Origin of the sequence: Bacillus sp. FSL M8-0049 (assembly GCF_038593355.1) — a bacterium.
Lineage (GTDB): Bacteria > Bacillota > Bacilli > Bacillales > Bacillaceae > Bacillus > Bacillus safensis.
Map to the genome: position 1 here is coordinate 2,170,345 of NZ_CP151986.1, position 15,910 is coordinate 2,186,254.

15 protein-coding genes are annotated in these 15,910 nt (G+C 42.4%); 2 read left to right on the plus strand and 13 right to left on the minus strand.

Annotated features, from left to right (window positions below; translation table 11 throughout):
• Window positions 1-98: 98 nt before the first annotated feature.
• Complete coding sequence (locus tag NSU13_RS11100; RefSeq protein WP_024428021.1) at window positions 99-536, minus strand: BrxA/BrxB family bacilliredoxin; 438 nt, start codon at window positions 534-536, stop codon at window positions 99-101.
• Between the two features lie 169 nt (window positions 537-705).
• Between NSU13_RS11100 and NSU13_RS11105 the strand changes: the two genes are divergently transcribed.
• Window positions 706-1,599 carry a YegS/Rv2252/BmrU family lipid kinase gene (locus tag NSU13_RS11105; protein ID WP_081124563.1) on the plus strand — a complete coding sequence of 298 codons (894 nt, stop codon included), beginning with the start codon at window positions 706-708 and terminating at the stop codon, window positions 1,597-1,599.
• 14 nt (window positions 1,600-1,613) lie between these two features.
• Here the strand turns inward: NSU13_RS11105 and NSU13_RS11110 are convergent, their stop codons facing one another.
• From NSU13_RS11110 to NSU13_RS11150, 9 genes are all read right to left on the minus strand, one after another.
• Window positions 1,614-1,907 carry a YesK-like family protein gene (locus NSU13_RS11110; RefSeq protein ID WP_024428019.1) on the minus strand — a complete coding sequence of 98 codons (294 nt, stop codon included), beginning with the start codon at window positions 1,905-1,907 and terminating at the stop codon, window positions 1,614-1,616.
• A gap of 65 nt (window positions 1,908-1,972) precedes the next feature.
• The gene (locus NSU13_RS11115; protein WP_342489518.1) at window positions 1,973-3,229 is read right to left on the minus strand and encodes a dihydrolipoamide acetyltransferase family protein; all 1,257 of its coding nucleotides are present in this window, start codon (window positions 3,227-3,229) and stop codon (window positions 1,973-1,975) included.
• Between the two features lie 19 nt (window positions 3,230-3,248).
• Window positions 3,249-4,232: an alpha-ketoacid dehydrogenase subunit beta gene (locus NSU13_RS11120; protein ID WP_024422925.1), complete on the minus strand. Its 984-nt coding sequence runs from the start codon at window positions 4,230-4,232 to the stop codon at window positions 3,249-3,251.
• Between the two features lie 12 nt (window positions 4,233-4,244).
• Entirely contained in the window at window positions 4,245-5,237 is a 993-nt protein-coding gene (locus tag NSU13_RS11125) for a thiamine pyrophosphate-dependent dehydrogenase E1 component subunit alpha (RefSeq protein ID WP_034280276.1), read from the minus strand.
• A gap of 17 nt (window positions 5,238-5,254) precedes the next feature.
• Window positions 5,255-6,679, minus strand: coding sequence for a dihydrolipoyl dehydrogenase (gene lpdA, locus NSU13_RS11130; RefSeq protein WP_342489519.1), 1,425 nt, complete (start codon window positions 6,677-6,679; stop codon window positions 5,255-5,257).
• Window positions 6,669-7,796 (minus strand): butyrate kinase, encoded by a 1,128-nt coding sequence (buk, locus tag NSU13_RS11135; protein WP_087975822.1) that lies wholly within the window; start codon window positions 7,794-7,796, stop codon window positions 6,669-6,671. Before buk ends, lpdA begins: the two co-directional genes overlap by 11 nt.
• Window positions 7,797-7,823: 27 nt before the next feature.
• Window positions 7,824-8,918 (minus strand): branched-chain amino acid dehydrogenase, encoded by a 1,095-nt coding sequence (gene bcd, locus NSU13_RS11140; RefSeq protein WP_003215658.1) that lies wholly within the window; start codon window positions 8,916-8,918, stop codon window positions 7,824-7,826.
• Between the two features lie 26 nt (window positions 8,919-8,944).
• A complete protein-coding gene (yqiS, locus tag NSU13_RS11145; protein WP_041117935.1) occupies window positions 8,945-9,838 on the minus strand; it encodes a phosphate butyryltransferase in 894 nt (297 codons plus the stop codon).
• A 124-nt stretch (window positions 9,839-9,962) separates the two neighbouring features.
• The gene (locus tag NSU13_RS11150) at window positions 9,963-12,035 is read right to left on the minus strand and encodes a sigma-54-dependent Fis family transcriptional regulator (RefSeq protein ID WP_034280272.1); all 2,073 of its coding nucleotides are present in this window, start codon (window positions 12,033-12,035) and stop codon (window positions 9,963-9,965) included.
• Between the two features lie 149 nt (window positions 12,036-12,184).
• On the opposite strand from NSU13_RS11150, the gene NSU13_RS11155 reads away from it, so the two are divergent.
• Window positions 12,185-12,421, plus strand: a complete 237-nt coding sequence (locus NSU13_RS11155; protein WP_251232015.1) for a DUF2627 domain-containing protein — start codon at window positions 12,185-12,187, stop codon at window positions 12,419-12,421.
• Window positions 12,422-12,457: 36 nt separating this feature from the next.
• On the opposite strand, the gene NSU13_RS11160 is transcribed toward NSU13_RS11155, so the two are convergent.
• From NSU13_RS11160 to spo0A, 3 genes are all read right to left on the minus strand, one after another.
• Entirely contained in the window at window positions 12,458-13,195 is a 738-nt protein-coding gene (locus tag NSU13_RS11160) for a glycerophosphodiester phosphodiesterase (RefSeq protein ID WP_041117937.1), read from the minus strand.
• 227 nt (window positions 13,196-13,422) lie between these two features.
• Window positions 13,423-14,523, minus strand: coding sequence for a Rap family tetratricopeptide repeat protein (locus NSU13_RS11165; RefSeq protein ID WP_056767297.1), 1,101 nt, complete (start codon window positions 14,521-14,523; stop codon window positions 13,423-13,425).
• 456 nt (window positions 14,524-14,979) lie between these two features.
• Window positions 14,980-15,783, minus strand: a complete 804-nt coding sequence (spo0A, locus tag NSU13_RS11170) for a sporulation transcription factor Spo0A (RefSeq protein ID WP_024422935.1) — start codon at window positions 15,781-15,783, stop codon at window positions 14,980-14,982.
• Window positions 15,784-15,910: the final 127 nt, after the last annotated feature.

A 15,910-nucleotide genomic window follows, 5' to 3' on the forward strand; every position in this document is an offset into this window, starting at 1 on the left:
TTTGCTAAAATTATTTTGATTCTATTGTCTTATAAAACAAAAAGCAGACCGATCTAAAGACCGGACTGCTTTATATTTATTCATTCAAAAGTCATATGTTAGATTTCTTCGCAATGCTCATCAAAAGCGGCTTGTAGTTTTGACACGACTTCCATTGGCTCATGCCCTTCAATTTCATGACGCTCGACCATTTTGATGATTTTTCCATCTTTTAATAAGGCAAAGGATGGTGAAGATGGCGGGAAGCCTTCAAAGTATTCACGAGCTCTTGCTGTTGCCTCTTTGTCCTGCCCAGCAAACACTGTCAGCAATTGATCTGGACGCTTATCATAATGAACAGAATAGCCGGCAGCTGGTCTTGCAATACCGCCTGCACAGCCGCATACTGAATTCACCATGACAAGTGCCGTCCCTTTTTTAGTCAGTGCTTCGTCTACTTCTTCAGCTGACGTGAGCTCAGTGTAGCCTGCCTGCTTAATTTCTTCTCTCGCTTGTTTTACAATATCATTCATAAATAAATTAAAATCAATATTCATGTCCGTCCACTCCTTTTGCGTACCATAACCATTTTAACTCCATCATATCAAGGAAAACGCCTGCGGGCAAATGTGTTGTCTTATCCGCCGCCTCTTTTTCCGAACCTCGTTTATGAGCTGTCAAATTGGGGAAAAGTGATGATAAAGAGATGAAAGGGAGAACTGCGTGATGGCACAATTCAAAAAAGCGATGCTCATTTATAATGGAAATGCTGGACAAAAAAACATGGAAAAAACACTCGGTCAAACAGTGCCTCTTCTTTCACTACATATTGATGAACTCATTTTGAAACCAACAAAACAGCCAAATGATGCTTATGATTTCTGCCGTCATATTGATGAGACGGTGGAATTGCTCATCATATTAGGCGGAGATGGTACCGTGCATGAATGTATGAACGGTATTGGCGGCTTAGAAAAAAGGCCCGCTGTAGCGATATTACCAGGCGGGACATGCAATGATTTTTCTAGAACACTAGGTATTCCTCAACAAATACAAAAAGCCGCTCAAATGATTGTAGACGGCAAAGAGAAAAAGGTCGACTTAATCAAAGCAGAAGATCGATACGTGTTAAACTTTTGGGGAATTGGGCTGATCGCAGACACGTCCAACAATATTAATGACAAGGAAAAAGCCGTACTTGGCAAAATCAGCTACTTCACAAGTGCCCTGCGCACCCTGCAGCAAACAGATCCTTTTCACGTACGCATTGAGACAGAAAAGGAAAGCTGGGAAGAGGAAGCTGTCATCGTTCTTGTCATGAATGGACATTTTATCGGTACAAATAAAATTGATTTGCCTCATGCAGCCATTGATGATGGAAAAGCTGAAATCTTAATTTGCAGAAATACGAGTTTCTCTGCTTTAAAAGAAATCTTCTCAATGAACCGGGAAGAGCTGGAGGATTTCACCGGCGATCTGTCTCTCATTCAAGCGTCCAGTATTCATATCCACACAAAAGAGGAAATGGATGCTGATACAGATGGTGAGGTTTATATGACGGCTCCCTCTTCTTTAGAAGTGTTAAAACACCATTTGACCTTTATTGTTCCAGCAGAATAAAAAAACGCCCGATATCATTTTGATTCGGGCGTTTTTTTGATATAGCGTCTGTATAAATATTCAAGTGCATATCCGAGCAGCGTCCCGGCGAGAAGTGATATTCCTAAAAAGCTATTGGCTGCTCCTTTAAACCCGCCGACAATCAGCAGACAGTACACGATTTGAATAATTGAAACGATCGATATGATAAGCAGTAATCGTTCAGGATGATTGCGCGATTTAGAAATGTACCGCAGAAAAGCGAAGGCAATCGCTGTGATAAACATGAGACCAATCGTGAGAAAAGCAAAAAAATCTAGTCCAGACATATCATCGCTCCTTTCTCCTAGATGTGGAAATCCCCCTCTCATGCCGGGAGGGGGAAAATAATGTTTTAATAAACAGATGTCTGCTCGTCGATACCTTCAAGGATTTGTTTAATTCGTTGAAGAAATCTGCCGCATACAAGACCATCTAGTACTCTGTGATCTAATGAGAGACAAAGATTGACCATGTCTCTTGCCGCAATCATTCCGTTTACGATCATTGGACGCTTCACGATCGATTCTACTTGTAAAATCGCCGCTTGCGGATAATTAATGATTCCCATAGATTGTACCGAACCAAATGATCCCGTGTTGTTGACAGTGAAAGTACCGCCTTCCATATCACTTTGCTTGAGCGTTCCTTGTCTCACCTTAAACGCCAGCTCATGAATTTCTTTGGCAATGCCCTTAATGGTCTTTTCATCCGCATCCTTAATGACTGGAACAAAAAGCGCGTCATCTGTAGCGACAGCAATCGAAACATTGATTGCTTTCTTCTGAACAATCTTATCTCCGGCCCACATACTGTTCATTTCAGGGAATTCCTTTAAGGCCTGAGCCACTGCTTTGACAAAGAACGCAAAGAACGTCAAGTTAAAGCCTTCTTTTGCTTTAAACTGATCCTTCAGCTGATTTCTTCTTGTCACTAGATTTGTAACATCGACTTCCATCATTGTCCATGCATGCGGAATTTCATGTTTGCTTCTCAGCATATTGGCGGCAATTGCCTGGCGGATCGGCGTGACTGGCAGCTCAACATCACCAGGCATAGAAGGGACAGCAGGCACCGCTTTTGCTTTAGATGGCTGCGCAGGCTCCGGTTGAACGGCACGTTCATTGACAGGTGCTGTCTTCTCTTTGACGCCGCCGTTTTCAATAAGCTGCAGCAAATCTTTTCTAGTAATTCGCCCGCCTGCTCCTGTACCTTGAACAGCCGCTAAATCAATGCCATGCTCATCTGCTAAACGAAGAACGGCTGGAGAATAACGTTTCTTTTGACTTTGATTCTCATTTGTTTGATCTGCTTCAGGCGTTTCGCTTAGCTCAGGTGCTTCTTCTTCTTTCACGCTCTGCTGCTCGCTTCCTTCGACTTCAATTTCACAGAACACTTCTCCTACTTGCAGCGTTTCGCCTTCCTCAGCCGATAGCTTTGTAATCGTTCCTGTAAAAGATGACGGGACTTCTGCGTTCACTTTATCCGTCATGACTTCCGCAATCGGATCGTATTTATTCACATGATCGCCAGGTGAAACGAGCCATTTGCTAATGGTTCCTTCTGTTACACTTTCACCTAGCTGAGGCATTTTCATTTGTTCAATTGCCACTTTGAAACCCTCCTCTTTCTTAAAACGCCGCCAGCTCTCTCATTTCAGCTTCTACCTTATCCGGGTTGACCATGAAGAATTTCTCCATTGTCGGCGCATAAGGCATTGCCGGAATATCTGGTCCTGCCAGGCGTTTGATTGGTGCGTCTAAATCAAATAAGCAATGCTCCGAAATGATCGCCGCAACCTCACTCATGATGCTGCCTTCTTTTGTATCTTCCGTTAATAGAAGCACTTTCCCTGTTTTAGAAGCCGCTTCTATAATCGCTTCCTGATCAAGCGGGTACACTGTTCTCAAATCGAGAATATGAGCGGAAATGCCGTCTTTTGCAAGGCGGTCTGCTGCTTGCAGCGCAAAATGGACACAAAGGCCATATGTAATGACCGTGATATCATCGCCTTCACGCTTCACATCTGCTTTTCCAATCGGAAGAGTGTAATCCTCTTCAGGCACTTCTCCTTTAATCAGGCGGTATGCACGTTTATGTTCAAAGAACAATACAGGATCTGGATCACGCACTGCAGCCTTTAGAAGACCTTTGACATCATAAGGTGTAGAAGGCATCACAATCTTCAAACCTGGCTGGTTAGCAAAAATGGCTTCGACCGATTGTGAATGATAAAGCGCCCCGTGTACTCCGCCCCCATAAGGTGCGCGGATGACCATTGGACAGCTCCAATCATTATTAGAACGGTATCTAATTTTTGCAGCCTCTGAAATGATTTGGTTGATTGCAGGCATAATGAAATCCGCAAATTGCATTTCTGCAATTGGGCGCATTCCATACATCGCTGCCCCAATACCTACACCCGCAATGGCTGATTCTGCAAGAGGTGTATCCATGACGCGCGCTTCTCCAAATTGCTCGTAAAGACCCGCTGTCGCTTTAAATACGCCGCCTTTTTTCCCGACATCCTCTCCGAGCACAAACACTTTCGGATCTCGCTCCATTTCTTCTTTCATCGCCAGTGTAATGGCGTCTATATATGACATAACAGGCATTTTTCTTCCCCCTTACTCCGCATACACGTAACGAAGTGCGCTTTCTGCCTCAGCATAAGCTGCGTTTTCCGCTTCATCAGTAGCTTCGTTTACGATTTGCATAATTTCTTTTGTCATCTCTTCTTTCATTTCAGAAGTCATGACCTTTCCTTCGATTAAATACGTTTCATATTGGATGAGCGGATCTTTCTTTCTTGCTTCGAGCACTTCTTCTTTTTCTCGATAGCTTGAATCATCGTCATCACTTGAATGCGCAGTTAAACGGTAAGAGATTGTTTCAATCAATGTCGGACCTTCACCTCTAGCCGCACGGTCTCTCGCTTCTTTGACAGCGGCATATACTTCAAGCGGATCATTTCCATCAACAGTTACGCCAGGCATCCCATATCCAACCGCACGATCTGAAATGCGTTCACAGGCTACTTGTTTGTCATATGGCACGGAAATCGCATACTTATTGTTTTCACACATGAAAATAACAGGCAGTTTATGCACAGCAGCAAAGTTTGCGCCTTCATGGAAATCACCTTGGTTTGATGAGCCTTCACCGAACGTAACAAAGCTGACAAAGTTTTTCTGCTCTAATCGTCCAGCAAGGGCAATTCCCACCGCGTGAGGAACCTGCGTTGTGACAGGTGAAGACCCAGTCACAATCCGATTTGCTCTTTGCCCAAAATGCCCTGGCATTTGTCTTCCGCCTGAGTTTGGATCGTCTTGTTTTGCGAAACCAGACATCATTAAATCTTTTGCTGTCATCCCAAAAGCAAGGACAACCCCCATATCACGATAGTAAGGTAAGACGTAATCTTCTTCTCTATTAAGAGCAAATGCAGCGCCGACTTGCTGCGCTTCCTGCCCTTGACAAGAAATGACGAATGGAATTTTCCCGGAACGGTTTAAAAGCCACATCCGTTCATCGATTTTTCTTGCTAGAAGCATTGTTCTGTATATATCAATTGCTTGTTCATCTGATAATCCTAATTCCTGATGACGCATGTTACTCATCATGTTTCCCTCCTTGATTAAAAATGGATCGCCTTCCCGTCAACAGCAAGGGCTGCCTCGCCAATCGCCTCTGATAAGGTCGGATGCGGGTGTATCGTCTGCCCCACTTCCCACGGGGTTGCATCAAGTACTTTGGCTAATCCAGCTTCAGATATCATATCTGTTACATGAGGACCAATCATATGAATTCCTAAAATATCATCTGTCTTTTGATCGGCAATGATTTTGACGAATCCATCAGACTCCCCGTACACAAGCGCTTTTCCAATCGCCATAAATGGAAATTTCCCTATTTTGACTTCAAAGCCCTGCTCTTTTGCCGCCTGTTCAGTGAGTCCAACACTAGCGGTTTCTGGGTGAGAGTAAACACATTTAGATACGAGCGTTTCATCGAGCGGCTTTGGATCTTTCCCAGCCATATGTTCAACAGCAATCATACCTTCGTGAGAAGCCACATGTGCCAGCTGAAGTCCGCCGATGACATCTCCTATTGCGTAAATATGCGATTCTTTCGTTTGATAATGTTCATTCACGACAATGCCTTGTTTTTCGGTTTGGATGTCCGTGTTTTCAAGACCTATGCCTTCGATATTAGGTACTCTGCCGACTGAAAGAAGGAGTTTTTCCGCTTCAAACGTCTGAATGTCTCCATCCTTTTCCGCTTGAATTGTCACGAGATTTTCCTGCTTTTCTACGCTATCTGGCAGTACCTTCGCATTTGTCACAAAAGTGATGCCTTTTTTAGATAACAGTTTTTCCATTTCTTTAGAAATGTCATGATCCTCTGTAGGCAAAATGCGGTCTGCAAACTCAATCACAGTGACGTTCACACCAAAATCATTGAGCATAGACGCCCACTCGATTCCGATCACTCCGCCCCCCACAATCAGCATCGACTGCGGAAGCTCTGGCAGTTCAAGTGCATCATCTGAAGTGAGGATGTGTGTTCCATCTGCTTCAAGCCCTGGCAGCACACGCGGTCTTGATCCTGTCGCGATGATGACCTGCTTTGGAATGAGCATTTCATTTTCCTCTCCATTTGCCATTTCTACGGAGATCGTTCCTGGCATTGGCGAAAAGATAGACGGGCCAAGAATACGGCCGATCCCTTCATATACATCAATTTTTCCTTGTTTCATTAAATGTTTGACGCCGCCTGCTAGTTTTTCGACGATCTCTGTTTTTCTTTTCTGCACATTGGCAAATTGCAAGGCAACGCCTCCTGTCTCAACACCAAAATCAGCTGCGCGTTTGACGGTTTGATAAACTTCTGCACTTCTGAGCAGCGCTTTAGACGGGATGCAGCCTTTATGAAGACATGTTCCGCCGAGCTTTTCTTTTTCTACAACTGCTGTTTTCAATCCAAGCTGCGAGGCACGGATGGCCGCTACATAGCCGCCTGTGCCTCCACCCAGAATGACGAGGTCATATTCAGTTGCCATGACTTGTCACTCCTTTCTTTTCCTGTTGATCATTTGGGTATTCTTTCGGTGATTCTTCTTCTTTTAAAATACGAAGCGCACCTTCTGCTAACGATTGCAGCTCATTTTCACCTGGATACACGACAACATCTGAAATCCAGTCAATATAGCCGCGAATACTTGACGTAATTTGTTTGCTGTACGCAAGTCCGCCTGTTAATACAATGACGTCAACTGCTCCTTTTAAGACAGCGCTAGCCGCACCGATTTCCTTGGCAATCTGATAGCACATTGCTTCATAAATGAGCGCTGCCCGCTCATCACCCGCTTCAATCATGCGTTCCACTTTCACAGCGTCTGTCGTGCCAAGATAGCCCGCAAGTCCGCCTTCACCAATAATGCGTTTGAGCATTTCTTCTTGGGTATACTCCCCCGAAAAACAAAGATTCACAAGATCACCTGTCGGCAAGGTTCCCGCACGCTCTGGGCTGAAAGGACCTTCGCCATGCAGACCGTTATTCACATCGATGACTTTTCCTTTTTCATGAACACCAATGGTGATACCGCCGCCCATATGAGTAATAATCATGTTCAAATCTTCGTAACTTTTTCCAAAAGAAGCCGCTGTTTTTCTTGCGACTGCTTTTTGATTTAATGCATGAAAGATGCTTTTTCTTTCGATCGTTGGCAGCCCTGAAATACGAGCAATTGGTTTTAGTTCATCCACTACAACTGGATCGACAATAAAGGCTGGGATATTCAGGCCAAGTGCAATTTCCCTCGCGATGATTCCACCGAGATTGGATGCGTGCTGGCCGGCATATCCTTCTTTTAGGTCTTCCACCATTTGCTCATTGACTTCATATGTGCCTCCTTCAATCGGACGAAGGAGGCCGCCGCGCGCGCAAACTGCATCAAACTTTGAGATGTTCATCCCCTGTTCATGCAGTGTTTTCAAAATGGTTTCTTTACGGAATGAAAATTGATCAATGATATGAGGAAACTGCTTTAATTCCTCATCTGTATGTCTTAGTGTCGTTTCAAAAATAGAACGTTCATTATGAAACACACCGATTTTTGTTGAAGTAGAGCCAGGATTAATCGTGAGAATACGCCATTCTTTTGTCAGCAAAAACAAAACCTCCGTTTCAACTCATTCTTCAATTTAGCGACGGCTTAAAATATGTTGACCATTTTGCAAGAATTGACTTCTTGATTTGCGCATTCTTTCAATTCGCTCTTCAGCCAATCTGTCTGCCGCTTTATAAGTTGGAATGGCATCACGGTTTGAAATTTCAATTACACGTTCAATATTTTGATAAATGCCTTCGACTTTTTTCATCGCACGATCTGCATTATAGCCATAAAGCTCATCAGCAACGTTAATCACACCGCCTGCATTGATCACATAATCAGGAGCATATACAATCCCCATTTCATGGATAAGGTCACCGTGATGTGTTTCTCTTAGCTGGTTATTTGCAGCACCTGCAATCACCTTTGCTTTTAACTTAGGAATGGTCACATCGTTAATGGTTGCACCAAGTGCGCACGGTGCATAAATATCACATGCTTGATCATAAATATCGTCAGGGTCGACTGCTTTTGCGCCGAAGTCTTCAACAGCTCGCTTGACAGAGTCTTTGTTGATATCTGTGACAATGAGCTGCGCGCCTTCTTCATGCAGATGTTTACACAGGTTGTAAGCGACATTTCCAACACCTTGGACGGCAATTGTTTTTCCTTCTAATGAATCGGTCCCAAATGCAGCTTTGGCAGCGGCTTTCATCCCTTTGTATACACCGTAAGCAGTGACTGGAGACGGATTTCCAGAAGAACCAAATGCAGGAGAAATCCCTGTGACAAAATCGGTTTCTTCATGAATGAGATCCATGTCTTCTACCGTTGTACCGACATCTTCTGCCGTAATATAGCGGCCATTCAGCCCTTGAATGTAACGTCCAAATGCACGGAACATTTCTTCATTTTTGTCTTTTCTCGGATCGCCGATGATGACCGTTTTTCCGCCGCCAAGATTAAGTCCTGCTGCCGCGTTTTTATAAGTCATTCCTCTTGCTAGACGCAGTGCATCCTCAATGGCTGCTTCTTCGTTTTCATACGTCCACATTCTCGTTCCGCCTAGTGCCGGCCCAAGTGTTGTATCATGAATCGCAATAATCGCTTTTAAGCCAGACTGCTCATCCTGACAAAATACAAGCTGTTCATAATCGTATCGTTCCATATATTTAAAAAGTTCCATCGTGTTATTCCTCCTATTACTTCCGCTTAATTTGATGTACAGATGGCAAGCGCAATTGAATAAAGCTTACTTTCGGCTGAATCAGATCGGCTTGTTAAAGCAATCGGCGCCTTCGCTCCTGCCACCACAGCTCCCACCTTTGCATGTGCAAAGTAGATGAGAGATTTATAAAGAATGTTCCCTGCCTCAATTGTTGGCACAAGCAAAATATCTGCATGGCCGGCTACATCACTCGTAATATTTTTATGAGAAGCTGCCGTTTGAGAAATGGCATTGTCTAAAGCAAGAGGCCCATCAATCAGGCAGCCAGAAATTTGCCCCCGCCGATTCATTTGTGCAAGACTTGCCGCAGTCAAAGTTGAATCCATTGCCGGATTTACGACCTCCACCGCAGACAATACTGCAACCTTCGGCATGTCGTTTCCGACAGCTTTTGCTACTTGAACAGAATTGATCGTAATCTCTTTCAGCATATTTAAATCGGGCGCGATGTTCATCGCAGAATCTGTGACATAAATAAAGCGGTCAAAGCCCGGCACTTCAAATGCCGCGACATGTGATAGGACACTCGCTGTCCTGAGCCCATATTCTTTATTCAGTACCGCTTTTAAAAGAACGGCTGTCGGGACATGCCCCTTCATCAAAATATCTGCATGCTTCTCGCTCACTGCCTGCACGGCAATTTTGGCCGATTCTTCGGGAGTATCTGAATGAATAATATCTATCCAGTCCTCATTGATTTCATGCTGCTTCACTAGCTCCTTCAGGTTGCGTTTGTTCCCAACCAGGAGAAAGCGAGCGACCTTTCGCTTAATTGCCATTTTGATGGCATGAAGCACTTCTTCGTCTTCTGCATGAGCCACAGCCGCCGTTTTATTCTGCAGCTGGGCGGCTTTCATAATCAGATCGTCAAGCTTCATATATGCCCACCTTTCCTTGTGCTCGGTTCATGTTTTATATGCAAGTTCCGTGCCAGTTTGAAATGCAGTGAAAATGAGGCAATTTGCATGACATTCGTGCAATCTTTTGCAGGTTACATGCATTTTATTGCATGCTATCTTTTGCAAGTTGATATTTATCCATTTTATAGTAAAGGTTCCGAATGCTGATCCCTAACGTTTTCGCTGTTTTCGTGCGATTGAATTGATGCTTTTCAAGGGTTTGTTTAATCAGCTGCGCTTCAAATGCCTCAACAGCATCAGAAAGCGTCTCTCCCTCAAATTGACTGACAGCCAGTTCCTGCTGCTCTTTTTCTTCCTGATCTTCTGACTCCATAAAAGAAATATGCCCTTCATCAATCCACTCTTCTTGCGGGTTCAAAAAGATCATGGCTCGTCCAAGTACATTTTCAAGCTCTCTTACGTTTCCAGGCCACTTATATGATCGCAGTCTTTTGAGTGCCTGTTCCGTTAACCCGCTCACGTTCCGTCCATAGTCTAAATTGATCTTTTGGATGAGACGTTTGCTTAACGAGTCAATATCCTCAAGACGCTGCCTTAGAGGCGGGATGGAGATCGGGTATCTGTTCATTCGATAATATAAATCTTCTCTGAACTTTCCTTCCGCCATCGCTTTTTCAATATTGACATTTGTCGCCGTGATCACACGAACATCGACTGGTATGGCCTTTGTTCCGCCTACTCTTACAATTTCTTTCTCCTGCATCACACGAAGCAGTTTCGCCTGTGTACTTGGCGTCATTTCACCAATTTCATCTAAAAAAATGCTGCCTTGGTTTGCCTCTTCAAACAGCCCTTTTTTCCCGCCCCGCCTTGCACCAGAGAACGCTCCTTCTTCATAGCCAAAAAGCTCTGACTCTAAAAGGGTCTCAGATAAGGCCGCACAGTTGACCCGTACAAAGCGATTATATTTCCGGTCACTTTCATTGTGAATGGCGTGCGCAAACAGCTCTTTTCCAGTACCTGATTCTCCCCGGAGTAAAATCGTGGCTGGCGTTTTCGCGCCTAGCTTTGCCTGCTCAAGTGCCACAAGCATTTGCTCACTTTCTCCAATGATGTCTTCAAAAGTGTACTTTGCTTCAAGTGTCCGGATGAGCTGCCTTGCTTTATTTAATTCATTCGTGAGTGATTGAATTTCTGATACGTCATGAATGACCCCGACACTGCCTTTTAAAATGCCATCAACGATGACTGGCGCTACGTTGACAATCACATCTTTTTTATTCGGTCCGACTTTCATTCTGACGCCTCGAACTGGTCTCCTTGTTTCCAGTACCTTCAAATGCATGCTTTCTCCTTCAGAAATATCTGCACCTGCTGGTTTCCCCACAACTTCTTTATCTGTTAATCCAGTCATTTTCGTGTATGCCCGGTTGATTAAGATCCCTTTTCCCTGCTCATCAACAACCGATATGGCTTCATCCGACGATTGAATGATCGCCTCCAGCATCGTTCGTACTTCTTTAAGATTGGTCACTTCCTCAGCAAGCTCAACGGCATCTGTAATATCTTTAAAAATGGATAAAGCACCTAGCATTCTCCCCGCGTCATCAATAATTGGCAAACGCGTTGTCACAATTTGTATTTGCTGATTCAGAAATTGTTTTTGATTAAATTCTGGCTCTCTCGATCTTAAAATGTCGGGAAGCTTTGTATTTGGGATCACTTCTCGTATATGACGGCCAATCGCATCTTTTTGCGAGCATCCAACCATTTTGGCCGCTGATCGATTAAACAGGACGACTTCTTCATCCATGTTTATAAAAATCATCCCGTCGTTCGTTGCATTAAAAATGCGGTCATGCTTATAGGTTTGTTCCTTTAATATTTGAATCAGCTGCTGTTTTTCTGACATTAATTCTGATATGACGTAAGCCATTGAACTTGGCACAATGACTGCGTGCTCTGGCTTTTTTTCAATCAGTTCTTTCAGCACTGCTGAACTGCCTGTTGTTTCAATGATGATATCAATGTCATCTTTTATGTATTCTTTCCAATCCGTTGTCGTCTCAATTCCATTCTTTTTCGCTTCTACCATCCCCGGTGCCTCAAGATCAAGGTCGGCGATCGCAATGATTTGAATCGTATTTGTTTTCAGCAATGTTTCAAGCAATGCTGATCCACCTTGTCCTGCACCGACAATCAAGACTCTCTGCATCCCGTTACCCCTTTATATGAAAAAATTTGCACACCATATTTTTCCGTTGCAAAAAATTGCACAACTCTTATATTACCACGTTTTCCTTTCTTGACAAAATATTTTTTGAATTAGACAATGGAAGTAAATGACGTTTAAGGGGACATTTGATGGGGAGAATACTTGCACTAGTGATTATTTTAATACCTGGCGTGCTTGCAGCACTTGGGATTAAGCTGCTGCGTGACACTGTTTTCGGCATCATCATTGCACCATTTCCATATTTATGGCTGCAAGGAATTGCAGGGTTGTTATTTTTAGGGGGAGGTCTTTATGTAGTGGCTGGCTTTATTTTATATAGAGACCGTAAACGAAATAAAGTGACTGCTCGCTTTAAGCAGAGATAAAACGTGAAAAAAGACCCGCTGATTTAGAGCAGGTCTTTATTTCATTTCTTCTCTTATTTTCACGGCTCGATCAGGAAAATCAGTGAAAATGCCATCGACACCTAAGGAAAACATGTTTTTCATTTGCTTTTCACTATTTACTGTAAACGGCCTGATCACTTGCTGAGCGGCATGGAGTGCTGACACCACCTCTTTGGTCACGCCGGCACCCTTTATATTCGGATGGTAGCCTCTTGCTGGTACAGTTTTTATATACATCTCCGGCTGATGGATCACATCCATTGTAAGAACAGCTAGTTCAACATGCGGCATCAGTTTGTGAAAAAGAGCTAAACTGCCGTGATGAAACGATGAAACAAGTACACGATCTTCTATTTGAAAATGCTCGATTTGCTTTTTTACTTTCTCTTCGATACCCGGATATCGATAAATGGAGTTTTTCAGTTCAATATTGATGATGAGTGATGATTGCTGCGTCACTAGCTCTAATACTTCCTCTAAAAGAGGAATGGATACAGCACCGGTTTCTTCGTAGAAAGAATGACTCGCATCTCCTGCTTTTAATTCTTCATATGTATGGTCTTTTACTAAACCTTTCATGTTCGTTGTTCTGTTCAGTTTCTCATCGTGAATGACAGCAAGTCTTCCGTCTTTCGTCAGCTGAACATCCAGCTCAATTCCGTCAGCTCCCGAAAGAAGTGCATGCTCGAAAGCTATCATGGTGTTTTCAGGATAAATGCCTTTAAAGCCTCTGTGTGCAAAAATTTTCGTCATAGGTCACCTCTAAATATGATGCTTCCTTTCATTATGACGTGTCTTTTTTCGTTTTTCCAGTTTTGAGCGCATAAAAAAACCTCTTCTGATTCATACGAAGAGGTTGACAGATAAATTCGATCACGTAATCGCTCTGATGGCTTGCTCTGTCGTCTCTGCGTCAAGAGCAAAAAGGGAAGAAACAACTGCGACTGCTGTAACAACGGTTACACCTAACAACAACTTTTTCATAAGATAACCTCCACTTTCTTTTGAAGTATTTGTGCATCGAATTTCTTTTCAAGAAAACGAATGGCATTTTGATAATCATTTCGTTCCTTGAAGTATTTCGATATTTGTTCAGACAAATCCTCAAGCTCCACATATAATCTATTTTTTTCTATGTAGTCTAATTTTTCTGAGAATACGTCTGCTGCCCCACTATTCTCGCACATCAAATCCAAAATTTCAAATTTTACTATATATTCATTATTTTGGATATCACAACTATACAAAATACCCTCTTTAATATATCCCCTCGCCTCTTGATCTCCTAAATGAACCAAGGCATTGGCCAGAACATATAAAGATTGGATGTAATAATGGCTATTGTCACGGTGAATTTGAATGCCCATCCCTTTTTTGGCATAATGTGCGCTTTTTTCATAATCATGCTTTGCATAATAAAGAACCGCTAAATTGTGATAGCATTTCCCAATGAGCACTTCATTGTTAATGCGCTTACTTTTCTCAAGTGCTTCTTTATACTTTTTCTCTGCTTCATCGAATTGGAACAAATCAATACAATTACTTGCATGTAAAATTAAGCTGTCAATCGCCTGCGCTGTGTACTCTTCATGCGCTTTGAATGTATCGATGGCTTTTTTAATATGATTAATGGATATGAAATTTTGTTTCAGTTCGTAATAGATCGAAGCAACCTTATGGTGAAAAGTTCCTACTTCCAGGTCTTCATTCACACGTTTTAGCCGCTGTTCTGCAATTTTGTAAAAGCTAATGGCTTCATCATACTTTTTCACATATGCAGCATATTGGCCTTTGTAAAAGTAAAAATAAAAATTAATAATGTCATCTGCCTTCTCATCGAGCGTTCCGACACTTTTCATAATTTGATTGGCTTTTTCAATATTTCCAAGTAACATTTCATGTCTGCCGTCAACAAGCTGATAATAAAGGAGAACTTCACGGTCTTCATCTGTATTTTTTAGCAAATTCTGAATTTTCTCTTTATAGACAGCAGATTTTTCTAAGTCATTCTGAGAAATGACCCTCGTCCACTTGCTAATTTCGTTCGCTACCTCAGCAGAGTGGATTTTCAGCTTTCCCATAACCTCACCCTCTTCTTTTCATTATTATAGCATAGTAAAAGAATGTGAAAATTATTAAATTCGACAATGGGAATATTCAGTTCAAATGGCACAATCTCTAAGGAGCCAGTGACTTTAAAACGCCAACCAATCAGGTCAATAGAAATAGAACTTTCGATCTCGTTTGCTTTAATTACCAAATCCATGAGACCTTTTCCTCTCATCCTTTTTCTTACGAATGAGCGTTTTCTTCTTCTATTTTGAAGACTTCATGATCAATTGGCGTAGCTGATTACCACTACTTTATGTCTTTTTTATTTTTTTCATGCTTTATTTTTCATTTTATTCTGAAAATAAAGCAGCCCGTTTGTCCAATTTAAACATTAAGATGATTTTATCAACCTAACCAATTTTTGACAACATCTTTCAAAATAAAAAAACGTCTCAATGAAGAAACGTTTTTTCATGAAAAAGATACTAGCTTGCTCTATGCTCTAATCGCAAACGATCAGCTACCATGGCAATAAATTCTGAATTGGTTGGTTTCGCTTTTGACATGCTGACAGTATAACCAAAGAGTGAGGAAATGGAATCGATGTTTCCTCTGCTCCAAGCGACCTCAATGGCATGACGAATCGCTCGTTCTACCCTGCTGGCAGTCGTGTTAAATTTCTTTGCAATGTCTGGGTACAACACTTTAGTAATGCTTCCGAGAAGCTCAATGTCATTGTACACCATAGAAATTGCTTCTCTTAAGTATAAATAGCCTTTAATATGAGCGGGCACGCCAATTTCATGAATAATGGTCGTAATGCTCGCATCTAAGTTTTTACGTTTCGGTTCAGGTTTGTTACGAAGAACACTGTTTTGGATTGATGAAGAGCGATGGGTAACTTGTGTGCCGTTTCCACTGACTTGACGAATATGACCTACTAGGTTTTCCATATCAAATGGCTTTAAAATGAAATAGGATGCGCCCAAATCAACTGCTTTTTTCGTGACATCTTCTTGTCCAAATGCCGTTAGCATAATCACACTTGGCTGTTTTGTCATTTCATTGTTTTCACGGAGGCGTTCTAGTACAGCAAGACCGTCTAAATGAGGCATAATAATGTCTAAGAGGAGAACGTCGGGCTCTTTATCTTTAAATAATGTCAGGCATTCCTGACCATTATACGCCACGCCAAGTACTTCCATATCTTCCTGTCCCTCAATGTACTCTGTCAAAAGGCCAACAAGCTCTCGATTGTCATCAGCTACACACACTTTAATTTTCTCCACGTTCTTTCCTCCCCAATGTCGATTCCTTTAGTCTTTTGCATTTCTCTTCTGAGTGTTCAATTCGACAAAACCATGCTATCACCTTTAAAAAACTTTAATTTTCCGAATAATAGAGGATTATCTAGCT